This window comes from Bacillus sp. AG4(2022), assembly GCF_031844465.1.
GTDB lineage: Bacteria > Bacillota > Bacilli > Bacillales > Cytobacillaceae > Bacillus_AB > Bacillus_AB infantis.
In genome coordinates, this window is record NZ_JAUZVH010000003.1 from 329,347 (window position 1) to 353,479 (window position 24,133).

General features: G+C 46.7%; 23 protein-coding genes. 10 read left to right on the forward strand and 13 right to left on the reverse strand.

What is annotated here, in order from left to right; translation table 11 throughout:
• Positions 1-109: 109 nt before the first annotated feature.
• Positions 110-1,603 (forward strand): peptide MFS transporter, encoded by a 1,494-nt coding sequence (locus Q9R36_RS10540; RefSeq protein WP_009792349.1) that lies wholly within the window; start codon positions 110-112, stop codon positions 1,601-1,603.
• A 321-nt stretch (positions 1,604-1,924) separates the two neighbouring features.
• Here the strand turns inward: Q9R36_RS10540 and Q9R36_RS10545 are convergent, their stop codons facing one another.
• Positions 1,925-2,359 carry a DUF2383 domain-containing protein gene (locus tag Q9R36_RS10545; protein ID WP_311225076.1) on the reverse strand — a complete coding sequence of 145 codons (435 nt, stop codon included), beginning with the start codon at positions 2,357-2,359 and terminating at the stop codon, positions 1,925-1,927.
• A 172-nt stretch (positions 2,360-2,531) separates the two neighbouring features.
• Here Q9R36_RS10545 and Q9R36_RS10550 point away from each other — a divergent pair, with 172 nt between their 5' ends.
• Positions 2,532-3,125, forward strand: a complete 594-nt coding sequence (locus Q9R36_RS10550) for a hypothetical protein (RefSeq protein WP_148950588.1) — start codon at positions 2,532-2,534, stop codon at positions 3,123-3,125.
• A gap of 44 nt (positions 3,126-3,169) precedes the next feature.
• On the opposite strand, the gene Q9R36_RS10555 is transcribed toward Q9R36_RS10550, so the two are convergent.
• Positions 3,170-3,718, reverse strand: a complete 549-nt coding sequence (locus tag Q9R36_RS10555; RefSeq protein ID WP_009792352.1) for a glutathione peroxidase — start codon at positions 3,716-3,718, stop codon at positions 3,170-3,172.
• A gap of 206 nt (positions 3,719-3,924) precedes the next feature.
• Here Q9R36_RS10555 and Q9R36_RS10560 point away from each other — a divergent pair, with 206 nt between their 5' ends.
• Positions 3,925-5,355, forward strand: coding sequence for a vWA domain-containing protein (locus Q9R36_RS10560; RefSeq protein ID WP_253616203.1), 1,431 nt, complete (start codon positions 3,925-3,927; stop codon positions 5,353-5,355).
• Between the two features lie 44 nt (positions 5,356-5,399).
• Here the strand turns inward: Q9R36_RS10560 and Q9R36_RS10565 are convergent, their stop codons facing one another.
• Together Q9R36_RS10565 and Q9R36_RS10570 are read right to left on the reverse strand one after the other, a co-directional pair.
• Positions 5,400-6,242 (reverse strand): aldo/keto reductase, encoded by an 843-nt coding sequence (locus Q9R36_RS10565; protein ID WP_165352678.1) that lies wholly within the window; start codon positions 6,240-6,242, stop codon positions 5,400-5,402.
• Between the two features lie 33 nt (positions 6,243-6,275).
• Positions 6,276-7,487: an MFS transporter gene (locus Q9R36_RS10570; protein ID WP_009792355.1), complete on the reverse strand. Its 1,212-nt coding sequence runs from the start codon at positions 7,485-7,487 to the stop codon at positions 6,276-6,278.
• Positions 7,488-7,661: 174 nt separating this feature from the next.
• On the opposite strand from Q9R36_RS10570, the gene Q9R36_RS10575 reads away from it, so the two are divergent.
• Both Q9R36_RS10575 and Q9R36_RS10580 read left to right on the forward strand, forming a co-directional pair.
• Positions 7,662-8,033 (forward strand): winged helix-turn-helix transcriptional regulator, encoded by a 372-nt coding sequence (locus Q9R36_RS10575; RefSeq protein WP_022543312.1) that lies wholly within the window; start codon positions 7,662-7,664, stop codon positions 8,031-8,033.
• Between the two features lie 179 nt (positions 8,034-8,212).
• Positions 8,213-8,956: a MerR family transcriptional regulator gene (locus Q9R36_RS10580; protein ID WP_311225077.1), complete on the forward strand. Its 744-nt coding sequence runs from the start codon at positions 8,213-8,215 to the stop codon at positions 8,954-8,956.
• A gap of 37 nt (positions 8,957-8,993) precedes the next feature.
• Here the strand turns inward: Q9R36_RS10580 and Q9R36_RS10585 are convergent, their stop codons facing one another.
• Together Q9R36_RS10585 and Q9R36_RS10590 are read right to left on the reverse strand one after the other, a co-directional pair.
• A complete protein-coding gene (locus tag Q9R36_RS10585; protein WP_311225078.1) occupies positions 8,994-11,228 on the reverse strand; it encodes a bifunctional diguanylate cyclase/phosphodiesterase in 2,235 nt (744 codons plus the stop codon).
• A 167-nt stretch (positions 11,229-11,395) separates the two neighbouring features.
• The gene (locus Q9R36_RS10590) at positions 11,396-11,665 is read right to left on the reverse strand and encodes an IDEAL domain-containing protein (protein ID WP_009792359.1); all 270 of its coding nucleotides are present in this window, start codon (positions 11,663-11,665) and stop codon (positions 11,396-11,398) included.
• 208 nt (positions 11,666-11,873) lie between these two features.
• On the opposite strand from Q9R36_RS10590, the gene corA reads away from it, so the two are divergent.
• The 3 genes from corA (at position 11,874) to Q9R36_RS10605 (ending at position 14,921) form a co-directional block, all read left to right on the forward strand.
• Positions 11,874-12,824 (forward strand): magnesium/cobalt transporter CorA, encoded by a 951-nt coding sequence (gene corA, locus Q9R36_RS10595; protein ID WP_009792360.1) that lies wholly within the window; start codon positions 11,874-11,876, stop codon positions 12,822-12,824.
• A 24-nt stretch (positions 12,825-12,848) separates the two neighbouring features.
• Positions 12,849-13,556 (forward strand): hypothetical protein, encoded by a 708-nt coding sequence (locus Q9R36_RS10600; RefSeq protein ID WP_311225079.1) that lies wholly within the window; start codon positions 12,849-12,851, stop codon positions 13,554-13,556.
• A gap of 495 nt (positions 13,557-14,051) precedes the next feature.
• Entirely contained in the window at positions 14,052-14,921 is an 870-nt protein-coding gene (locus Q9R36_RS10605) for a hypothetical protein (protein ID WP_253616200.1), read from the forward strand.
• A 36-nt stretch (positions 14,922-14,957) separates the two neighbouring features.
• Here the strand turns inward: Q9R36_RS10605 and Q9R36_RS10610 are convergent, their stop codons facing one another.
• A complete protein-coding gene (locus Q9R36_RS10610; RefSeq protein ID WP_094768069.1) occupies positions 14,958-15,353 on the reverse strand; it encodes a VOC family protein in 396 nt (131 codons plus the stop codon).
• 170 nt (positions 15,354-15,523) lie between these two features.
• On the opposite strand from Q9R36_RS10610, the gene Q9R36_RS10615 reads away from it, so the two are divergent.
• Positions 15,524-15,979 carry a DinB family protein gene (locus Q9R36_RS10615; protein WP_009792365.1) on the forward strand — a complete coding sequence of 152 codons (456 nt, stop codon included), beginning with the start codon at positions 15,524-15,526 and terminating at the stop codon, positions 15,977-15,979.
• 46 nt (positions 15,980-16,025) lie between these two features.
• Here the strand turns inward: Q9R36_RS10615 and Q9R36_RS10620 are convergent, their stop codons facing one another.
• From Q9R36_RS10620 to Q9R36_RS10645, 6 genes are all read right to left on the reverse strand, one after another.
• Entirely contained in the window at positions 16,026-16,745 is a 720-nt protein-coding gene (locus Q9R36_RS10620; protein WP_009792366.1) for a YebC/PmpR family DNA-binding transcriptional regulator, read from the reverse strand.
• A 236-nt stretch (positions 16,746-16,981) separates the two neighbouring features.
• Positions 16,982-17,692 carry a hypothetical protein gene (locus tag Q9R36_RS10625; RefSeq protein ID WP_101551948.1) on the reverse strand — a complete coding sequence of 237 codons (711 nt, stop codon included), beginning with the start codon at positions 17,690-17,692 and terminating at the stop codon, positions 16,982-16,984.
• A gap of 99 nt (positions 17,693-17,791) precedes the next feature.
• Complete coding sequence (locus tag Q9R36_RS10630; protein WP_009792368.1) at positions 17,792-18,130, reverse strand: DUF6054 family protein; 339 nt, start codon at positions 18,128-18,130, stop codon at positions 17,792-17,794.
• Positions 18,131-18,240: 110 nt separating this feature from the next.
• Positions 18,241-19,680 carry a PstS family phosphate ABC transporter substrate-binding protein gene (locus tag Q9R36_RS10635; RefSeq protein ID WP_311225080.1) on the reverse strand — a complete coding sequence of 480 codons (1,440 nt, stop codon included), beginning with the start codon at positions 19,678-19,680 and terminating at the stop codon, positions 18,241-18,243.
• A 211-nt stretch (positions 19,681-19,891) separates the two neighbouring features.
• A complete protein-coding gene (pepV, locus tag Q9R36_RS10640; protein ID WP_311225081.1) occupies positions 19,892-21,301 on the reverse strand; it encodes a dipeptidase PepV in 1,410 nt (469 codons plus the stop codon).
• Entirely contained in the window at positions 21,294-22,127 is an 834-nt protein-coding gene (locus Q9R36_RS10645) for a DODA-type extradiol aromatic ring-opening family dioxygenase (RefSeq protein ID WP_311225082.1), read from the reverse strand. Before Q9R36_RS10645 ends, pepV begins: the two co-directional genes overlap by 8 nt.
• A 271-nt stretch (positions 22,128-22,398) precedes the next feature.
• Here Q9R36_RS10645 and Q9R36_RS10650 point away from each other — a divergent pair, with 271 nt between their 5' ends.
• Entirely contained in the window at positions 22,399-24,075 is a 1,677-nt protein-coding gene (locus Q9R36_RS10650) for a glycosyl hydrolase family 28-related protein (protein ID WP_009792372.1), read from the forward strand.
• Positions 24,076-24,133: the final 58 nt, after the last annotated feature.

Sequence of the window (24,133 nt, forward strand, 5' to 3'; positions counted from 1 at the left end):
TAGATATATGGTATAGATACCTGGTACTTTTTTATTATATCCCCAAAATTTTTTGACAATCGCAATTCAATTTTAGTATGATGGTTTTTGTACTAAAGGAGGCAGAAAAATGACAGCTTTTGATAAACAGAAAATTGTGAATAGTGTGCCGCAGAAAGGCTTTTTCGGCCACCCTAAGGGCTTGTTCACGCTCTTCTTCACAGAGTTCTGGGAACGCTTCTCCTACTATGGGATGAAAGCTATCCTACTATACTATATGTATTACGAAGTTTCTAAGGGCGGGCTTGGGATCGATGAGACGACAGCCGCTTCTGTAATGGCCGTGTACGGCTCACTCGTATATATGTCCGGGGTAATCGGAGGCTGGATTGCCGACCGTATACTCGGAACTGCCAGGACCGTATTCTACGGCGGGGTCTTGATTATGCTTGGCCATATTGCCCTTGCATTCCCTGGAGGCATTACAGCCCTGTTCATCTCCATGGCATTGATTGTCATTGGTACAGGTCTATTAAAGCCTAACGTTTCAAGCGTTGTCGGCGACCTTTACAGCAAGGAAGATGTCCGCCGTGATTCAGGTTTCTCGATTTTCTATATGGGAATCAACGCTGGTGCTTTCATTGCGCCGTTAATTGTCGGAACAATCGGTGAAAAGTATAACTTCCATTGGGGCTTCGGCATTGCAGCAATCGGTATGCTGATTGGATTGATCACTTATCTTGCTACAAGAAAGAAAAACCTTGGGCTTGCAGGCAGCTATGTACCAAACCCGCTGCTCCCTGAAGAGCGCAAAAAAGTATTCGGCCGCATTGCCATTGCCGCAGTTATTATTGCTATTATTGCTTTTATCAGTATTTCAACCGGATTCTTAACGATTAACCGCTTCACGGTACTGATCAGTATCCTCGGGATTGCCATTCCGACCGCATACTTTATTGTGATGTACCGCAGTCCGAAAACAACTTCAGATGAGCGGTCAAGAATTATCGCCTACATCCCGCTGTTTATAGCATCGGTTATGTTCTGGGCGATCCAGGAACAAGGTTCCATCATCCTTGCTCAATATGCGGACAAGCGTACTGACCTGGATTTTGCAGGCATCCACCTGCAGGCTTCATGGTTCCAGTCCCTTAATCCATTGTTCATTATCGCACTCGCACCATTGTTTGCGTGGCTATGGGTTAAGTTAGGAAACAGGCAGCCATCAACGCCTAAGAAGTTCTCACTTGGCTTGATTTTCGCGGGCTTGTCTTTCCTTGTCCTGATTATCCCTGCTTATATGAGCGGCGGGGAATCTTTGGTTAATCCATTATGGCTTGTACTGAGCTTCTTCCTTGTCGTTATCGGTGAGCTGTGCCTGTCCCCTGTAGGGCTGTCAGCTACAACAAAGCTTGCGCCGGCGGCATTCTCGGCTCAGACGATGAGCTTATGGTTCTTATCCAATGCAGCGGCACAGGCGGTAAATGCTCAGCTTGTTAAGCTGTATGATCCTAATAATGAGATTATGTATTTTGGTACGCTTGGACTTTTGGCTGTCGTTTTAGGCGGCGTCCTGATTTTCATGTCACCTTCTATTCAGAGATTGATGAAGGGTATTAAATAATCGCAAAGGCAGTGCATTTTGAGTGCACTGCCTTTGTTTTGCTTATAAATGGGTTTGATACTTTTTTTGCAATCCGATTCTAATTTTATGTAGTTCTTTGATCAGTTACCTGGATACTTCCTCAAATGTAGTCTGCTGATTTCCGTTCCAGGCACTTCGCTTTCCGCGGGGCGACGCTGAGCCTCCTCACCGCTGCGCGTCTGCGGGGTCTCAGCCTTGCCGCTATTTCCCGCAGGAGTCTTCGTGCCTTCCACTCCAATCAGCAGGGTTTAATAATTTGTTTGGCTGATCCCTTTAGTACCCTTGCTCTTAGACAAGGCTTCAGACTCTCCCCTTCAATGTATTCAAATATTCCACATGCTTCCGGTCTGTGTCGAGGACAGTTTCAACCAGTCGGCGGCTTTCTGGGTCGAGGTCGCCTCTTACGTTTTCTTCGGACATTTGGATGGCATAATAGTCTTCGCCGGTAAGGGTTTTATCGACTATGGCATCCTGGCTGTCCGGCAGGAAGAGACTGCTGATATATCCTTGAATGGAACCGGCTATGCCTTCATCGTCAGCAGGTACAGCCCCAAGGTTTTGGATTCTTTCCGCAATCAGGGCCGCATTATGTTTGTGCTCCTGCTGCATCCTCTGGAATTCGGCTCTGACACCTTCATCGTCAAGTTTTTCAATGAAATGCTCGTATGCATGGATGCCCATGTAAATCCCTTTCAGGAACTTATTCAGCTCCTTGGCAACTGAGTAATTGTCCACCTTTTGTCCCCACCTTAAATAGTTTCTAGCATTAATAGTGTAATCTAAACCTTCCAATAACATTCAAAATGGTAAACCCAAAACTATATCCATTCCATTTGGTAGAATTATTAAAATTTTTCTTATTTTTATGATGACTGTCTGGTATTATCAAATCAGAGGTGGTTCAACAATGTCCAGCAGTTATACCATTACTAAAAAAAAGAAACGGGACAAAAATCAATATATCCTCGGCATTTCCTTTGTTCTTCTGCTGGGATCATTCTTTATACCGCTGGTGGTGCTGCTCCCTCTTCAGCAGGCCCTGTATCATCCATTCGGATACTGGTTTCTGGAACCGCCGAGATCAGCCTACTTTATTTTCACCGGCTCCCTTATTTTATTGAGTCTCAGCCTGCTCCTGATGATTTCCGGCTTGGCAAAAAATAAATTGGCCAAGGGATTGATTGCTGCGGGCATCTTTGCAAGCATCCTGCTGTCCGTCTTGAGTGTAGACCATTATCACTATATGAACGGCAATGGCATTTATATCAATCCCTTCTTCGGCTTTGGCGAGAAGGAATTTCTGTGGGCGGATGTAGAGGAAGCGAAGCAGATTGCTGTTGAAGAAAAAAATGGACTGAAGGATAAGAATCTGACATTTGTGTTTAAGGACGGGGAACAGTACAGCTTCCTCATTACAGAAACCGTACGGAAGGCTTATCCTATCTTTAATGTGAAGCTCCAGGAAAAAGGCATCCAGGTGACCAGGGAGTTCCCGGAATAACTGCAGACAAAAAGGAGCTCCGGCAATGGAGCTCCTTTTTGCTATCAGCCCAGCAGCTGTTCTATGTCCGCTTCCATCTCGAACGGATCTGTCGTAGCCTCAAACCTCCGTATTACATTTCCCTCTGCATCTATCAAAAACTTTGTGAAGTTCCATTTGATTGAGTCGCCGAACAGGTATTCAGGATGCTTTTCCTTCAACAGAGGAATGAGGACTCTTGCAACCGGATGATTCTCATTGAATCCTTCGAATGGCTTCTGTGCAGTCAGGTAATTGAATAAAGGATGGGCATTTCCGTCGCGCACATCCATTTTTTGAAACATCGGGAATGATACACCATAGCGGAGCTCACAGAAGGATTGGACTTCCTCATCACTCCCAGGCTCCTGATTATCAAATTGATTGCACGGGAAACCTAATACCACCAGCCCTTTTTCTTTGTAGCGGTCGTAAAGCTTCTGCAAATCCTGATATTGAAAAGTAAAGCCGCACTGGCTTGCTGTATTGACAATCAGCATTACCTTCCCCCTGTATTCCTCCAGAGAGATTTGTCTTCCGTTCATGGCCGGAGCTGAAAATTGATAAACACTCATTGTAATTCCCCCATCTATCTGTATAGTCTTTATGTAATAGTTCTTTATAACTATAAAGACATTTCCCTTGTTTAGAAAGTTTAAACTCTCTGGACCTCTTTTTTCCTATATTTTTAATTAAGCGGGTTACTAAATGCCTGATTTTGGGTAAAAAAGGGCAGCGGCTTAGTAAATATTGTAAAATCTCTAAAGAGGAGGGCAGAACAATGAAAAGAAAAATACATATTCTTGCGAGATTACTCGCACTTCTATGCATCCTGGTTCTGGCAGGCTGCAGCGGGGAAGATGAAAAGGCTTCAGGCGAAAAGAAAAATGATCCGCCCCAGGAGGAAGCCCGGGAACAGGAAACATTCTCCGATGAAAAGATACCAGAAGCAGCGGACGATATTGAGGGCATGGTTGCACAAAAGCCCGGAAAGATACTTGAAGGCAAACTGGAACCTGAGGTGGAGATTGCCGATCTATGGGACGCCAAAAAATATACCGGTTTTAATGAAGAGACACTCCAGCCGGCAGCAGAGAAAGAAATGAAAGCATATTTCTCTGAGCAGAAGGATTTATCCGGCAGCCAGGTATACGACTATCTGGTCTATCAGCTGGGCTCAGGTTTATACCAGTCCTACTATGAGGAACTTGTTTCCTTTGAGCATGGTCATGAGATGCCAGAACTCCCTGATGGAGAAGATGAAATCCAGCAGGCAAAGAACCAGAAATCTAATATAGTCATTTTAATGGATGCAAGCGGAAGCATGAAAGCTGATGTCAGCGGCGGCAATAAAATGATGCTTGCCAAAGAAACCATCAAGGAATTTACAAGTTCTCTGGAGGATGATGCCAGTGTTTCCTTAATGGCTTACGGCCATGTAGGAACAGGGAACGATGAAGATAAAGCTGAATCCTGCAGCCGCATTGATGAGGTATTTCCTTTGGGGGCCTATGAGAAAACTGCCTTCAACAAATCCATGGATTCATTTGAGGCAAGCGGCTGGACCCCGCTGGCTGGAGCGATTGACAAAGCACGGGAGCTTTTGTCCGCCTATAACAGCACGGATTATAAAAACACCATCTATATTGTCAGCGATGGGGTCGAGACCTGTGACGGAGATCCTGTAGAAGCAGCACAGCAGCTTCAGGGCAGCAATATTGAGGCAAAGGTCAATATCATTGGCTTCGATGTTGATGACGAAGGGCAAAAACAGCTGAAGGAGGTTGCGGAGGCGGGCGGCGGAACTTATGCAACTGTAAGGGATAAAGATGAGCTGGAGGACCAGGTGCTGAAAAAATGGAAGCCGAGCCTGGGCCAGATATTTTCCCAGCTGGGAGTACCATTGCATGAGACGGTAGACCAGAAAGAAAGGCTCCTTGATATATCGAACCCGATCAGATTAATATCAGATAGAGAGAAAGACAGGATTAAAAGTGCAGTGTCTTTCCTGGAGAGCGAAGAGCTGATCAGTCCTGAGGCGGCAGAAGAAGCGGAGGAACTGGCGGAAACCAGGCATGAAATCCGCGACTCGCATTTCAAGGACTTATACGAACAAAAAGAAGAAGAAGCACAAAAGGCAAGAGATGAAATCAACGGTAAAGTAGAAGCCTGGAAGGATAAATGGTATGAGGTATTAAAGGACGAAAACTAATGTGAAAAAGCCCCGGACATTGCCGGGGCTTTTTCGTTTTCCTATTAAAAATCAAAATGATCCGGGTCCGGCCCTACACGCAGGTTTTGATTCAGTGAACTGATCTGCTCCATTTCATCGCTTGACAGTTCAAAATCAAAAATAGAAGCATTGGCAGCAATTCTGTGCTCTTTCGTTGATTTAGGGATTGTAATGACACCATTCTGCAGATCCCAGCGCAGGATGACCTGGGCTGCAGATTTGCCATGCTTTTCAGCAATGGCAGCAATGATTTCATTGTCCAATAGCTGCCCCTGCATAAGCGGGCTCCATGCCTCAAGCTGGATTCCATTTTCCCTGCAGAATGCTTTTAATTCCTGCTGGGTAAGACGCGGATGGTATTCTACCTGATTGATCACCGGCTTGACCTCTGCATCCTTCAACAATTCCTCCAGGTGGTGCACTTGGAAGTTGCTCACGCCTATAGCTCTTACTTTTTCTTCTTTATAAAGAGCTTCAAGCGCACGCCATGCGTCTTTATACTTCCCTTCCACCGGCCAATGGATAAGATACAGATCCAGATATTCAAGCCCAAGCTTCTGCAGGCTTGTTTCATACGCCTGGATTGCTGATTCAAAGCCTAAATCGCTGTTCCACACCTTTGATGTAATAAAAAGGTCCTCGCGGGATATGCCTGCTTCCGCAATTCCCTCCCTGATTCCCTGTCCGACACCCTCTTCATTTCCATAGATAGCTGCCGTGTCTATGCTCCGGTAACCCAGCTTAATGGCTGATTTTACGGCGTTAACAAGCTCCGGCCCTTCTTCTACTTTGAAAACGCCCAATCCCATCCATGGCATTTCCACACCATTATTTAAAACTGTTTTATCTTGAATGCTTTTTATCATCACTGTTCCTCCTTTATTTTTCCGGAAGCTGCTTTACGCAGCTCCCCCATTGATGCTTGTTGTTTTCATATCCTGGTTTTCCAGCTTCATGCTCCAGCCTGTTAGAATGACAGCGCCAAGCACCATTGCGGCACCGATCCATGGTGTATGGATCAGCCCGATAGAGTCTGTGACGAGGCCGCCCAAGTAAGAGCCAATCGCAATTCCGGCGTTGAAGGCGGCAATATTAATAGCAGAAGCAACATCCACCGCTCCAGGGACAAACCGTTCTGCCAGCATGACCACATATACCTGCAGCCCTGGGACGTTCATGAATGCAAACAGCCCCATCAGCAGGATGACAATCAAGCCTGCCGTCTTATAGGGTGCTGCAAATGTGAGCAGCAGCAGCACCACGGCCTGAATGATGAACATATAAAAGAGTGCCCTGATCGGATTTTTGTTCGCCAGCCGGCCGCCGGCCATATTTCCTATCGCAATGGCAATTCCATATAAAAGCAAAATGGCAGCCACTGTACCAGCTTTAAAGCCGGTCACTTCCTGCAGCAGCGGTGACAGATACGTAAATACAACGAATGTGCCGCCGTAGCCAAGCGCAGTAATGATAAAAACCAGCAGCAGCCTGCCGTTCGTAATTAGTCTGATCTGATCGGCAAATGCAGCTTTCGACCCTTTTGAAAGATTTTTTGGCACAAGGATGCTGTTGGCAATAAAGGCAATGACGCCGATTACGACAATGGCCACAAAAGCAAATCTCCAGCCAAACTGCTGGCCGAGGAATGTCCCAAACGGAACGCCTGTTACTGTGGCAACAGTCAGGCCTGTGAACATGATGGAAATGGCGCTTGCCCTCTTATCCTTCGGCACTAAATCGGCGGCAATGGTAGAGCCGATGGACATGAACACCCCGTGGCTCAAGGCCGAAATAATCCGCGCTGCAAGGAGAATACCTATGCTGCCTGATGATGCAGCAATGATATTCCCTGCAATGAATACCACCATGATCCAAAGCAAAAGTGATTTGCGGGACATTTTAGCTGTGAGCGAGGTAAGGACAGGCGCTCCGAACATGACTCCCAGTGCATATATAGAAACAGTCAGTCCTGCTGTGGTGACGGGAATATTCAAATCTTCCGCGATCATCGGCAGCAGCCCGACTGAAATGAATTCAGTTGTTCCGATTGCAAACGCACTGACTGCAAGCGCAAGCAGCGGAAGCAAACTTGTTTGTTTGCCAGATGGCATATTTTTCTCCTCCTATTCCTATCTATGAAAATTTTATGAGTATAGCAATTTCCTGCCGGCAAATGCTATTATGGGATATAGCGTTTCTTTTGAAAAGTACGTACTTTATAGTGCTATAGGCACTGAAAAGTTCTATAGGCACCTTTTAGTTCCTATGAAACAGGAGTGATCATGATGGAGAAAAAGAAATACAATATATCGGTGGAAGCCACCCTTGAAGTAATCGGCGGGAAATGGAAGACAGTGATCCTCTGCCACCTGACCCACGGGAAGAAACGGACGAGCGAGCTGAAACGGCTCATGCCGAATATCACACAGAAAATGCTCACCCAGCAGCTTCGCGAGCTTGAGGAGGACGGTGTCATCAACAGGATTGTATACAATCAGGTGCCTCCCAAAGTCGAATACGAGCTCAGCGACTACGGCAAATCTCTGGAAAGCATCCTTGACGCACTCTGTGCCTGGGGCGAACGCCATATCACCAAAGTCTATGGCGATAAATTTTCCGTTCTGGAAGAAAGTGTACTGAACGATAAATTGAAATAGAAATGCGGAGGGCGCTTGCTCATATAAGGAACGCAGGTAATGACACCTTTCCCCCCTCCCGGCCTGCACCTCCGCGGGCTTTCTTTTTTATTGTGCCTTTTTATAAATTCTTCTATTTTACATGTTGACTCTCACGCTGCGTAATACTTTAAAGTAATGGTTGAAGGGAGGCCGGAACAATGGCCATGAAAGTGAAAGAAGCCGCCGATCTGGCCGGCATCAGTGTGCGCACACTGCATCATTATGATGAAATCGGGCTCCTCGTCCCTGATGAGCTCTCAGAGGCAGGCTACCGGCTGTACTCAGATGACAACCTGCAAACCCTGCAGCAGATCCTCTTTTTCAAAGAGCTCGGCTTCCCTTTAAAGAAAATCAAGGAAATTATCAGCAGCCCTTCGTTTGACCAGCAGAAGGCCTTCGAGCTGCATCGGGAAATGCTGCTCGAAAAGCGCAGCCGCCTGGATAAGATGATTGCATCGCTGGATAAAACGATCAGGCATGTAAAAGGAGAGATACACATGTCGAATAAAGAAAGATTTGAAGGCTTTGACTTCAGCTCCAACCCCTATGAGCAGGAGGCCCGTGAACGCTGGGGGGATGAAGCTGTAGATGCCTCAAATAAAAAGATTTCCAATATGACAAAAGAAGAGCAGCAAAAACTGGGGGATTCCATGAACGGGATTTACCGGAGCCTCGCGGAAGTGCGGCATATGGCCCCTGACTCTGATGAAGCCCAAGAGGCAATAGGAGATTGGTTTAAATTCCTGAACAAAATGGGCAGCTACTCACTGGATGCCTTCAAGGGGCTTGGGCAGCTGTATGTCGATGATGAGCGCTTCACCAAAAATATTGATCAATTCGGGGAAGGCCTCGCTATCTTCATGCGTGACGCGATGGCCGTATATGCAGACAAAAATAAATAAAGAGAAAACCCAAGCCCTTCTGCGGCTTGGGTTTTCCTTATTGTAAACTTTTAATGAACTCCTTAAATACTTCCCCTGTTACAGGCCTGCTGAAGTAATATCCCTGGCCAACCGGGCAATTGTTTTTCAGCAGGAACTCTGCCTGTTCTTTATGTTCGATGCCTTCAGCGACTACACTGAAATTCAAATTTAAGCCCATATCGATTATGGCCTTCACAAGCGATCCATTTTGGGCAGGATCCAGTATATCGTCTACAAACGACTTATCAATCTTGATGGTGTCGATCGGCAGGTGCTTCAAATAGCTTAATGAGGAATATCCTTTTCCGAAATCATCGATGGATAGCCTGATGCCAATCTTTTTTAATTCATTCAAGGCAATGGTCGCCTTTTCGATGTTCTGCATGATGCTTTCTGTAATCTCCAGCTCAAGGCAGCCAGGCTCAATATCGCAGGAAGACAGAACAGTTTTTACATACATAATGAATTCAGGATCCTCCAGCTGCCGGACTGATATATTGACTGCTATCGGCACCGATCCGGCTCCCTCCCATTTCCAGCGCTTATGCTGTTCGCATGCTGTCCGCAGGATCCATTTTCCCATCGGCACGATCAAGCCGGTCTCTTCTGCCAGCGGAATGAATTCCCCAGGGGGAACAAGATGACCATCCGGACGCTGCCAGCGCACGAGCGCCTCCGTCCCTTTCAGCTTCCCAGTCTTCAGATCTATCTGCGGCTGGTAATGAAGCAGAAGCTCTCCGCGGTCAAGCGCTTTACGCAGTCCATTCTCCAAAGCCATTTTCCGGGAGGCCAGACCCTCCAGGGAAGAGGTATAAAATTGAAAATTATTCTTTCCTCTTTCCTTGGCCAGATACATGGCAGTATCCGCATGCTTGATCAGCGTTTCCTGATCAGTCCCATGCTCAGGATACAGGCTGATGCCGATACTTGGTGTAATATAAAACTCTTCTCCTTCCAGGATGAAAGGCTTGTTGAACTGCTCGATGATTGCCCGCGCCGCCCCTTCTATCTGCTGTTTTTCCTTTTCTTCAAAAAGGATGATGAATTCATCGCCGCCCTGCCTGGCTACAAGCCCGAGGCTTCCTACAGTATCCTCCAAACGGATCCCTGCCTTTTTAAGGAGCAGATCGCCGGTAGAATGGCCTTTTGTATCATTGATAATCTTAAAGCGGTCCAAGTCCAGGAATAAAACCGCCGCTTTCTCTTTTCCGCTGTTCAAAATGCCCTGCAGCCGCTTCATGATTTCATTCCGGTTCGGCAGGCCTGTCAATGTGTCATAAAAGGCCATATACTCCATGGTCCTTTCAGACTTTTTCCGTTCAGTGATATCCCGGCCAATGACCTGTACAGCTTCTCTGCCGCCGTACCGGATCGGCATGGAGGATACTTCCACATCAACAAGGACGCCATCAAGCCTTTTCGCCTGCACCTCAAAGCGCCTCTTCCCAGCCGTATCGCTGTCTGCTGCCAGCAGTGTATTATAAATTTCAAAGGTTGCCTCTTTATTCACAAAGTTAATAATAGGCTTCCCAAGAAGCTGTTCTTTACTGGAAGCGCCGATCAGCCTGCACCCTGCTTCATTGATATAAACAATGACATTCCCGGAAATAACACCGATGAAGTCAGGAGACAGCTCAACAAGGCCCCGGTACCGATCTTCACTTTCTTGTCTATCTGTTATATCAAACAGGACGCTCGAAAATTCAATCAGCCTGCCTTTTTTGTCAAGGACGGGGATTCCTCTATCCTGTATCCACCGGATTCCCCCTTCAGGGCGTATGATTCGGTATATGCTTACGACCGGTTCTCCCTGTTTGACTTTTTGTTCCCGTTCATTCAGGACAGACACATCATTCGGATGGATCACTTTTCTCCACAAATCAGGATCCCTATAAAACGATTCCCGAGGAAAGCCATATAGCTTTTCAATTCCTGAGGTAATCATCAGCCTGCCGCTCTTCATATTATGATGCCAGATGGCGACGTCCAGGGTATCAAAGATATTGTTAAGCCTTTGATTGCTTTTTCTCAGTTCGGCTGTTGTTTTCTGGATGCCTTTTTGGATAAAAACGAGGAACAATACAATCAGGAGCCCTACGCTGATCACTGTATGGATCAATTCGAACACCCACAAGTTCCGGGGAGGAAAATAATAGGCAAGAGCTGTTTTAATAGCCTCATCCACTAAAAATATGAAACATAATATAATAATCCATACCAGTATGGTATAATTCCTGGCGAAAAATCTCATTTATGGCAAGCTCCTATGTATATGCTTTTAAAAGGAAATATCCGTTATTTCCACTATTATCCCATAAATAACGGGTAAACAAAAAAAAAATCGGGCTCATTTCCAAATTGAAAAGATGGGCCCGATCTCGGAAATATAAATATATTCTTTCCTCTATTCATCCTGTTTTATAACACCGCTTCCCAGTTTTCTGATGTAAGGGCCTGAAAACGCTCTTCATCTTTATTATCCAAAGCTTTGTCTATTTCATCATATCGTTTGGCTTCAAGCCACTCGCCCTGCACTTTTCCAATGACTTCGTTCACTGCATCTGTATATTCTGTTGTTTCCTGAGACAGAATCTTTCTTGTCTTCCAGCTGTCTTTATCCGCTAGGTCATGGATGGATGATAAATACTGATCCTGGTTGAATTGGTTCGGTTTGTACTCGGAATTCATATCGTTCCTGCCTCCTGTTTTTATAAGATATTATCATTCAATTGTGTTAGTACTTATTTATTACCCGAATTTCCTAAAAAATAACGGGTCAATCGGTCTTATGTCTTTATTTCACTTAAAAAGCCTGTATCATCAACCTATTTTCAAATTTTATTAAAGCGATTATTTCGTTTATTATAAAGAGGATGCACTGTTAAAAGGAGATAATATGATCAGAACGATTGCGGTTACTAAGAATCATGAAATTAAGAGCAATTGGGATATCACCCGGCTGCTCGAAGAGGATATTCTCTGGTATTGGGCGGATTTCAGCAATCCTTCCGATGCAGAAATCGAACTGCTGAGAAAACCGCTGAATTTCCATCCTCTGGCCATCGAGGACTGTATCCATGTGCTTCAGCGCCCAAAGCTCGACTATTATGAAGACTATGCATTTTTTGTTACGCATAGTGTCAATCCGGATACGATTGACCGTGAAGAAGTTAACTTTTTCCTCGGGCAGAATTATGTGATTACTTTCCATCACCATCCCTCCACTGAAATAGAAGATGTCAGGGAAAGGCTCAGGCTGTCCAACTCGCCTGATAAATGGGAGCCGCTCTTGGTTCTATACCATATTCTTGATAAAATTGTGGACAACTACTTTCCGCTCGTCTACCAGCTGGAGGACACGCTGAATGATATTGACGAAAATTCAAAGGACAGGCCGATGGAGCTTCTGCTTGAGGATCTCTTTGATGCCAGGCACGATCTTCTGGCCCTGAGGCACACTGTCGCCCCGATGAGGGATTTAATCTACAGGATGCTGAACTCCCAGCGGCTCGCTGGCTTTCAGGAAAAAATCAAATATTTTTCCGATATCCATGATCATCTCCTGAAGCTTGCCGAGATGATTGAAGAGAATAGGGAGCTGACTACCGATATCAGGGACAGCTATTTATCATTGAATGCCCATCAGACAAACAGGGTCATGAAGGTGCTGACGGTCATTACGACCATATTCATGCCACTCACCTTCATCGCAGGGATATACGGGATGAATTTTGAGCACATGCCAGAGCTGGAATGGGACAGCGGCTATTTTGCCACCCTGCTGGTCATGCTCACTATCGGGCTTGCCATGTTTGCCTGGTTCAAGAAAAAAGGCTGGTTCAAGTAGAAAATAAAGATCGGAGGATCACTTATGTTTAAAACGATACCACCCGGCGAATTTTTCACCTTTGCCGATGAAAATGACTATGCGGCTAAATTAAGGGAGTGGGGATTGATTACGGCCTCCGCCAAAAATGCTAAACAGGAATTTTCTTATAAACGCGGTGCTTCCGCTTATACTGTCATCATAAAAGGATTTTTGCAGACAGGCACTCATGAAACGGCTGTAGTGGCGTTTTCCAATGACGCCCTTCACTGCGTCCATCCTGCATACTTAAAAGAAATGCAGAGCTCTTCCTTTGGCAAAGGCAGTGCCCTTGAAACGGGAGATTCCCCGCAGGATACCGGGCTTCCGGAAGCAGGAGAGCCGGTGAAGGCCCCGGCAAAGGCAGGCGATGACAAAAAGCCGGCAGAGAAGAAAAAGAGAAAAGCTCCTGCCCTTGACCTTCCGGCAGATAAGGTTCCATTTGAGGCGGCCATTAAAGAATTCACCACAAAATATAACCATTTTAACGAGACCGATGAAGAAATCATCGTCTTTGAGCAGGTGCAGATTACAGGAGAAAGCCCTCTCGAAGTTGGCGAAGCCTGGTGCAGCTACAGCAAAACACTGAAAAAGGCAGAGCTCACTGAAGGGAACAGGCTGACCTTCGAAGCCAAAATCGTCGACCGGAAGCTGAATAAGGATGTGCGCTATAAGATCAATAATCCTTCCAAGATTAAGAAGCAGAGGGATTAAGGACGGCAGCTGTTTCAGTGACGATTGACAGATAAAGAGGACAGAAGAAACCTTCTGTCCTTCCTTTAATTTTTACGTAGATATACATTAAACACTGTTGGCATGAAAATGGATAAACATACAATGCCTTGCCTGTTTCCTTGCCCAAAAATTTTTGGAAAACCTGCTAATTGGAGTGCAAGGCACGCAGACTCCTGCGGGATTGCAGCGGAAATGTTGAGACCCCACAGCGTGCAGCGCGAGGAGGCTCAACTTCGCCCCGCGGAAAGCGAAGTGCCTGGAACGGAAATTAGCAGCCCCATCCGAAAATCCATCCTATTCTCGTAGTACCCAGCAAAAGTATTTACTACGTCGGTAAATTCATCGGTAATTATTTATTGCATAGTATTTATATATCTTTGTATTCAGTCTCTCAATTTTCCAGCGCTGACCTACCGTTTCCTCCAGCAAAGATAGGGAAAACATCTAATATCAATTCTAATAGGAGGATTTTCAATGTATAAAAAAAGACTGATGCTTCCGGTTTCACTTGCCTTTGCCATATCTGCAGCAGGCTGTTCGGGGACGGATGACGCGGGTTCTCCTGCTCCGGAAGATTCCCAGCAGGAACAGACTACTGTACCTGATGATCAGAATGCAGAAACCGGTACAGAAGAAAATGAAGCCGAAGCAAATGGGACAGAAGAAAACAGCACAGAGGAAGATAACAGCCAGTCTGGCAGCACCCAGACAACCGATGACGTCATCGGGAGTGTGAAAGAGCAGCTGAAGATGGAGAATGCTATCCTGCCCGCTTCATTCCCTCTGAAGGAAGGCACCCATCTTTCAGCCTCAATCGAGGAGGATAAGACAGATTCCTATCAGGTCACCTTCTATCAGACGAATGAAATGGTGCCTGTCAACGACCCTTCATTAACACCTGATGGAAGCGCCCCTGTTGTCGCTGTCTTTAAGGCACATAACAAAACGGCAGCATACAATGAGCAGGAATTGTTCCCGCCGATGTCACTCGACGATATACCGGCAGAAATGGCCATTGATCTCGGTCATGGCATCAAGGGTATGGGAGAAGGAGCTGCAGGCCATAAATATTTAAACTGGAAAGAAGGCAACTGGATTCTCCAGATCAGCTCAGTCTCAGAAGATCAAATGGATGATCAGGCAATTGCACGCCAGATGGTTGATTATCTTGAATCCCATTACCTCCCTGCACCACACGATGATGGGCGCATCAAGGTTCATTACAGGCAGGGCGGCAATGAGGTCGAAAATGATATTTACTGGAAAGATGGAGAAAGAATCTACGAGCTTCAAACAAAGAAGGTACCGCTTGAAGCTCTGGAAATGGCTGTTAGTATAAAATAAAGCAAAACAGGCCGGAGTCTATTCTTCCGGCCTGTTTTATGGTGCGGCAAGCTCAACCTTTATCCGGTCCGGATCCTCGAAAAATACAGCATAATGACCCTCTCCGCCGGCATATGGATATCTGTCCTCATAAAGGAGGCTGACCCCCTTCTTTTTTAGCTGTTCTGCCATCCGGTCGACCTGGATGCGGGAATCAGCATGAAAGGCAATATGATTAAGGCCCGTTCCCGAGCGGTGATAAGGGAAATGAATATATTTTTCCTCTGTCTGCACAAATACGATGTAGGCTTCATCCAGCCTCCAGCTCCGCCCCTTTTCCCATTCCTGAAAAGATTCATAGCCAAGCTCTTCTAAAAACCAGCCCCAGAATTCAATGGTTTTCTGCAAATCAGATACGTTAATTTCAATATGATGGATATGTCCAGGCATAATCCTGCCCCCCTTTCGAATCTATACATTCCATTCTACCAAAGGCCCCCTTTGAGTGAACGCTCTTATATGCAGGCACCACCTTTGAATGCCCCGGGAAAGTGAATTATACTGATGGCAGCAGGATGTGGAGGCACAGCCTGAATTTTTCATAAGAAGAGAGGAAGATCTTAATGGATAAATGGAATGGATTCATCCAAGGCTGGCTCGGCCACAGGAATGCACTGATCGAACTGCTCGGCACATTTGAAGAAGGGCAGCAGGATTTCAAAGCATGGGAGCAGGGGATGTCTGTTTCTGAGCTGACAGCACATATAACAGGCTCTATGGAGATGTTCGTGCAGACAGTGAAGAAAGGCGAATTTACGCCGCCGCCTGAGTATCCGGCCATTGAAACATTGGAGCAGCTAAAAGCACTTGTCCAGGAGGAAACTTCAAAAACAAAATCAGCACTTGAAGAGCTGACCCAGGACCAGCTGGGCAAAACAATCGATTTCTATGGCATGACCATGCCCGGGATCGTACTCCTTGAGAATGCCAAAGACCATGAAATCCATCATAAAGGACAGCTGTTTACATACGCCCGCCTCGCAGGCATCGAGAAACTGCCTTTCTTTGTGAGCAGATAAATAAGAAAAAAGCAGGCTCCCCAACAAGGAAAGCCTGCTTTTCTAATTATTCTCCTAAATCCACGTTGTGGTATACACGCTGGACATCTTCCAGATCCTCAAGGGCGTCGACCAGTTTTTCGAACTGGGCAAGGTCTTCCTCTGATAAGGAAAGCTCATTCTGGGCAAGCATCGTTTGCTCTGCCACTGTAAACTCATCAACCCCGGCAGCCTTTAAAGCTTCCTGAACGGCATGGAATTGATCTGGCTCGGCATAAACGATGACTGTATCCTCTTCTTCAAGGATATCACGTGCATCAACATCTGCTTCCATCAGGATTTCCAGCACTTCATCAGCTGATTTGCCTTCAAGACCGAAAACAGCCGTTGCATCAAACATATAGGATACAGAGCCGCTGACGCCCATGTTTCCGCCATTTTTTCCGAATGCCGCGCGGACATTGGATGCGGTCCTGTTCACATTATTGGTGAGAGCATCCACGATGACCATGGAACCGCTCGGCCCAAAGCCTTCATAGCGGAGGTTGTCATAGCTCTCTTCTCCGCCGCCCTTTGCTTTATCAATCGCACGGTCGATGATGACTCTTGGCACATTATAGGTTTTGGCACGCTCGAGCACAAATTTAAGAGCCTGATTGGATTCCGGATCCGGCTCCCCCTGCTTTGCCGCTACATATATTTCCAATGCGAATTTAGAGTACACACGGCTTGTATTTGCATCCTTGGATGCCTTTTTTTCTTTGATATTATTCCATTTACGGCCCATCTGTTCCACTCTCTTTCACTTATATCTGATCTATGGCTGCATGGAAAAACCTTTCCATGCCTGCAGAAAATAGTAAGTCTCATCCACTATTATACATGAAACAGGGCAGCTATTTCGAGTTAAATGAATATGAGGAAACTCAAACCCCGGCTTTATATTAATGCGCTTCAAACTATGCTGAAAAGAGACTTCTGATGAAGGGGCAGCAGCCTGACCCTTTTTAAGCCAGACGATTTTCAGTCAGCATGAGTTCTTATGTACTCAGCAGCTTCACCTGGATCGCTCGTTCCCAGGACAGGCTTTTCAAAGCTAAACACAATAAAATACGGGGCCTGCCGGACTTCCAGGTCAGTATATATTCGTTGAACTGTATCCAGATTTCTATATTCCACACGGTTGGCGCCAGCTTGATAAACATCCTCAGTAACGCCCAGGTCTGACTGGTCATTTTCCCTTATAGCCAGGACAGTATATTCACCAGCTTCTTCAGCCAGCAGTTCCTGGTATGACGATTCCTCTTCAACGTCCAGGCTCACTGTATATTCTGCCTGGCCTTTGCCTTCCCATTTTGCCTTTATTCTTATCGTGATGGGGCCGGGCTTGTTGGATAACGTATATGTGCCTGTATACACCGGCTTCTTGCGGTCACTTCCATAAATCGTGTCCAGTGCAACGGATTCAGGCTCGTCCTTTGTCCCAAATTGTACCGTTATTTCAGAACGGGGTTTTACTTCTGTTACAGAAGCTGCATTCGCCCTTTTCACTGCCTGTGTCTCACCATGCCAGGTATAGCCCCGCAGATCGGCATCTACTTTCTCCCCGTCAACCATGACCACCGGATTTGAAGGTCGCTTCTCATTTGAGATTTTAACAGCGTCCATCAGCAGCATAATGGCCAGGGCTGCAAGAATTCCTATCCCTATAACCAGCTTTTTCTTTTTCAGCACGAAACACACCTCTTAATCTATTATTGTTCTATTTAATAGTTTACCATATTAAGGAATTTGTTATCAGGTGAGTTTCTATCATAAGTTTTCCTTTTTAAATTATTTTCCCAATGTATAAGGAACCAGAATTTCCCTCACCTTATTGACAAAGCTTTTGCCTGCTCCCCAATCAAAGCTGATCAGACTTTCCGCACTTCCCGCAGAAATGCATCTCACTTTGTTGTCTCCTCTTACATTTTCCATGATGACCGTCAGCGACGCTCTTCCACCCGTGCGGAAATAAAATCTCTCAAACACAAGGACACAGAACTCAATTCCTTCGGCAGGCGTATGGTACTCTTCGTGGATTTTATCTGTGTTCAATGATTCCGATTCCAGCAGTTTGATAGCACATTCAAAAGGGGTTATAGAAGTTTTCAAATCCGATAAATGATTCATAGTGTCTCCTCCTGTCTGTCTGTATTACGGATTGGAGCATGAAAAGGTTCCAGCCATTGGAAAAAGGGACCGTTTAGTCCCCTGGTTTTCCCCTTCTATAGTAACCCGGCTCAGCTTTCAAATTCCTTTATATACCCGATTTCTTCCACTATTTGCTGCCCTTGCTCACCCTGCATCCATTCCAGGAACGGAGGGATGTTTTTGTTGGGATTGGATTTGAGAGTTATGGCGTACAGGGAAGCAGTAAATGGATATGTTCCAGAGGCAATGTTCTCCGGGCTTGGGTCCACGCCATCTATCGCTAAAAGCCTGATGTCCGTGCTTCGGTTCATTCCTGTGGCGAAGAAGCGAAAGGAAAATCCGAGGGAATTGTCATAGTTCCGGTAATCCGCAACCTGCTCAATTATACCGCCCATGCCCTCAGGGACCTCTTCCTTCAACGGTTCCATGATTGGTGTATCACCCATGATTTTTTCCAGGAGCGTCTGGCTTCCTGAATTTTTTGGCCGCTGAAACGCAATGATTTTGCCGCTGCTTCCGCCTACCTCCGACCAGTTTTTTATTTTTCCTGAATAAATGTCTTTTATCTGTTCAACAGTAAGGCTTTTAATGCTGTTTTCCGGGTTGGCGAAGAATACGAATGCCTCTTTTCCAATGGGGGTCATCACCAGTTCCTTCCCTGCATCTTCGGCCATTTTCCGCTGCTCAGCGGAGGGCTCAGCACCGAAGTAAATATCCGCCTCTCCTGACAGAAGGCGTTCATAAGCGTAGATGGTATTGGTGAAGCTGACCACTTCCTTTTCAAGGGAAACTTCCCGTACATTTTTATAAACGGCATTCGCAAAGGCTGAATATACAGGGTATGCTGCTTCTGCTCCATCCAGCACAGGCATGGAATCTGCATCCGAAATTGAAAAATCAGCTCCTCCCTCAAGTTTTGGAAGCCGGTTGTTCGTATTGGTTATATCATAAGGTGTCAGATCTGTGCTCGAGTAGCCGCCAGCATAGTCGAAACCATAAGAAGGGAGGACGGTTCTGCTCCGCTCCCAATGGATGAAGGCTCCGCTGCCTATCGAGAGCGCAAATACTAAAGATAGAATAATAGCCTTCTTTTTGGGAACCATCCGAACGGCATTTTTCCTTAGAATCACCGAAACTGCAAAAGGCACCAGGAACGCCAGCTCAAATGCCATCGGAGCCCATAAGAAAGTCCGCCCTTCGCCCATGAGGGAAGAGAAGATGAAGATCGGGGCAAAGGGAATATGGAGGATACCATAAAACAGCCAGGATTCGTGGCCGGAAAACCCTCCTGTCAGTATCATAAAAACCGCCCAGATGACTGCTGTATATACCAGCGGTCCACAGGCAAGAAGCCAATCGTTCTCGTTTAGCTTCCTGCTTTTAAATGTACCAATCAGCAGTCCGCCTGCCGCCAGCACAATAATCTGCAGGAGAAAGGCATAGTCCGGCCAGGCCCCCAGGAAAAGGAAAGACAGCATAGATAGAAGGAACGGGGCAATCCCAAAATACAGAATCCATTTACCAGGCATTCCAACACTTCCTTTATTTTATAATTAGTGTAATTTTACACTTTTGGCTGAATATTTACAATAACAAATAAAGATGAACAGCAAAAAAACTCAGCTTCATGCTGAGCTTCTTTACTTAAATCGATTTAGTTTAACCTTTTAAAATCGAGAGGGATCATCTATGCCAGACCACTGCCGCCACCTGAATAAAAGTTGATCAAACAGCCTGTTTTTATTTTGCAAGCTCATAAATAGCCCTTGCATAGATGGCTGCCGCCTTGACCAGATCATCCACTTCAATGTATTCGTCTTTCTGGTGGGCAGTCATTTCTTTCCCAGGGAAGCAGGCGCCAAAAGCGACCCCTTTTTTCATGAACCTGGCGTATGTGGCTCCGCCTGTTGACAAAAGGACCGGCTCTTCTCCTTTCTCTTCCTGGTATGCCTTTTGAAGGGCTTCAATCACAGGGTGCCCCGGGGCCACGTAATGGGGCTGCGACTCTCTGTAATCTTCAAGGTTAAACCCCTGAGACTCAGCCGCTTCCTCCAGCCTGTTTTTCAGATCTTCATAAACAGAGGAAACCGGACAGCGGATATTCAGCTGCACAAAGCTTTCACCAGCCTGATCAAAGGAGATGATGCCCGGATTGACTGTCAGCGGACCGGATACTTCATCTTTGTATGAAATGCCAAGCCTGTGGCCGTAAAAATCCCCATGGAGAAGCTTTAAGAAAGAAAGGAATTCCGCCCCGGTGTGCTGTACTTCCAAATCTGCCAGGAAAACGGCAAGCAGGGTCCCGGCATTCACACCTTTGAAAGGCTCCATCCCATGAGCTGCAGTTCCATACAGATTGAAAGTAGCAACATCATCAGTTATAGCAACATCTCCGCGGACGCCGTTTACATCACAGAAAAGGATAAAGTCTTTTTCCAGCTGTCCTGCATCAGGACCGGCCACACTGGCAGAAGCACTTTCAGGCACCATATTAATGCGGCTGCCCGATTGGAAGGACAGCAGTGACAAGACCCTCTCCTGCCCCGGTTCTTTCCTGCCCGTCCCAATTGCCAATTTCACATTCATCTGGCCTTTTTCAGCATTGATGATCGGAAAAACCGCATCAGGAGCAAAGCCTTCCTCCGGCATAAGCTCTGCTTCTGCATAATGGCGCATGCAGCTCATCCCGCTTTCCTCATCTGTCCCGAAGATGATCCGGACATTTTTCCTTAGCTCAAGTCCAAGTTCCCTGACCATTTTCAATCCATAAAAAGCGGCAAGTGTCGGACCTTTGTCATCTATGCTTCCACGTGCATACAGTCTGCCGTCCCTTACCTCAGGTTCAAAGGGCGGTGTTGTCCATTCGCCGGGGGCCGGAACGACATCCACATGGCAAAGAATGCCGATTGTTCCCTCCCCGCCGCCTTCCAGCTCGGCATGCCCGGCCATTCCATCCACATTTTTCACTGTAAAGCCTGCTTCTTCGGAAAGCTTCAGCATATACTCCAGCGCTTCGCCGATTTTATCCCCCATCGGCCTTTCTGCAGTTGCCGTGGATAAATCTTTGATGCTGGCAATTTCTAATATCCCAATCAGATCCTTCATCAGATCGTTTTTCCGTACCTCTGCTTCCCTTTGCCAATCAATCATTTTCCCTTGCCTCCCGGTTCTGATAATAAGCGGCGCAAATCAATCCAAAATAGGTGGGCGCTTCGAAAGAGAGCAGCCTGCTGTGCCGTTCCTCCTCCGGGACTGCCCCCGCCAGGATCAGTGTCTGCCAGATCCCGTCCGGCTTTGCATTCTCCACGAGCTCCGGATCGAACAAAGCAAGGTCTTCCAGCCTCCCTGACTCTATCAATTCTGCTGTCCGGCGGTCCAATTCCTCCGCAGCCGGATGATAGCCATAAGGCCCTTCGCTGTCATGCGTATGAGACCAGTCGCAGCTGGCGATCAGGCCGACTTTTCTCCCTGATTCCCCTGCTGCTTTTCTGATTGCCTTGCCAAAAGCGATATGCTGCTCATAAGTTATTTCTCTCGAAGGCGTAATGACCACAACCGGTACCTCGGGCATAAAACGAAGCGGTACTATTGCACCCCAATCAAGGGGAAGGCAGGATAGCGGGCCGGCACTTGTTCCGTAATTAATTCCGGCTGCAGGAAGCCCTTTCGCTTCAGCCTCCGCCAAAATAGAGGAAGCAAGCATCAGATCGGTTTTTCTCTCCATCATAAAGGAGGAACCATTTTCAGCCGCTTCCCCCTCAAGCCTTTCAGAAACAGCCACTGCGAATTGTCCATTGATGCGCGTTCCATGGGGAGTGAGCACAATCAGGCTGTCAGGTCGGGCTTTATCCATCAGGGCCCCAAGCCTCCCCATGCTCTTTCTCGTCTTTTCCATGCGCTCCGGCTTTTCCCCTTGCAGTTCAGGTATGATTTCTCCACCATGCGGAGTGATGCAGGCAAATACAAACGGATTCATCCAGTCTCTTCCCTTCGTGTATAATCTAAATTTATTCAGATATTATCCTTCTGAAGTGAACCTTTTTCAGACAGAACCTTACAGCTTCTTTGCACTCATCCCCTTTTCGCATGTATTCTAATAATAAAACTAACCCAGTTGCAATTTTCTGTCTATTAATTTCCTATTTGCCGCTCTCTCCCCTCCTCTGGATGCAATAAGGTTAGCAGCCTGTCCGGACGGGAATAATACAATAGCCCAGCAGGCTCAAAGAAATAGAGGTGATCCGTAAATGCTATTTTTGGATAAGCAGCATGATCCGTGCCGCAATAAAGAGCTGATAGATAAGTTTAGCCCGGGGCTTGATACAAAAACGCTTGCCGAGGAGACAGACAGGCTGTTTAACGAGAGAAGAACCCCTTCCGGCCCGGGCCACAGCGGAAAAACACCTGATTACGGCAAAGGGTTTTTCAAGAAATTGATTAAAGCAGCAGAAAACCTGATCCTGACCGCAGACCGGAATAATGAAGAGACCGATAGTACAATAGTTGATGAATCCGGCATTGCCTTCCCTCTCTGGAAAAAAAAGCTTGACCAGGAATATACCAGGCTATTCCATGCCTTAGAAAAAGAGGTTTGTGTTAAAGAATGCGGAGCAGCTGGAGATGGGATAACCGATGATACAGAAGCCTTCAGGCGGGCCATCGGCAGAGGCAAGGCAAAAGTCAGCATTCCGGCCGGCACCTATCTGGTGTCTGGCATTCAGCTCCCTTCATGGACTCTCTTGCAGGGGGAAGGAAAAGGCCTGACAGTCATAAAACTTCTTGACCAGTCTCCTAAGGCGGCAAGGCTGGTGACCAATTCAAATCACTGGAAAGGGAACCATCATATCCTTGTCCGGAACCTGAGCCTGGACTGGAACGTCGAAAGGCTCGGCAATGCAGCTAAAACCAGCACCTGGGGAAACCACTCCAGCTGCCTTACGTATGCAAACGTGATGTATGGATGGGTAAAAAATGTGGAAGCCATCAATCCCGGCCTTCACTGTTTTGATATTTCGTCCACACTCTATAACTACTCAGGAGATGGATACCGCGCACGCGGAGGCAGCCGCTATGTCTGGCTGGACAAGCTGAACGGCTATGGATTTGGAGATGACGGGATCACCACCCATCACAGCGACAATATACTGATCTCCAACTGCCATATGTGCGATCCAAGCGGCCGTACCCACAAAAAAGGCTTCTCCAATTCAAACGGCATTGAAGTGGATGATGGCTCAAGAAATGTCTGGCTCGTCAATAACTCATCCGCACGCTGCTTCGGCGGGGTGGAAATCAAGGCACATCATAATTCTTCAGCAGCCTCTGATGTCCAGATCATCGGCCACCTTTCCGTTAATGATAACCGCTCCTTTAACTTCCGCCACATCGGCCATCATAAAGCCGGCGATCCAGAATCGCAGACCGCCCGCAACATCAGGGCAACAAAGATAGTGAGCATCCACCCGGTGCATACAGACCTTTATGCGGGCTCTGCACCCAGGGGATTGGTCGTATCAGCTTATAAAAATGTTGTGATCAACCAATTCACACTGATAGGCGACCCTGAATATGACTATGCCGGCAATCCCATCATTGCCATCCAATACCGAGCGAGGAATGTCGTTCTGAACCGCCTGGCCATTCAGGGCTTTAAACAAGCAGGAGTGGATATTAAAGTGTTCGGCGGAGCTCAGCGGGCTGATCATGTAGAGATCAGCAAAGCCTCCATCCAAGGGTCTGCAAAGCAGGGAATCCAGATTGGCGAAGGCATCCGGCATGTCAGCGTTTCGGAGGTACGGGCAGAAGGAGAGAACGGCAGGTTCGGTCTGGCTGATAACAGTGAACATGCCAGTATTGAAGATGTGCACGCAGAAGGCTACAAAACCCCTGTATCTGTTGGAGGCAAAAAGCACGGGATGGCATAAAGCAGCAAATAAATCTTTCAGGGTTATTATTCTCAGGAACCGCATAAAGCTGAATCCA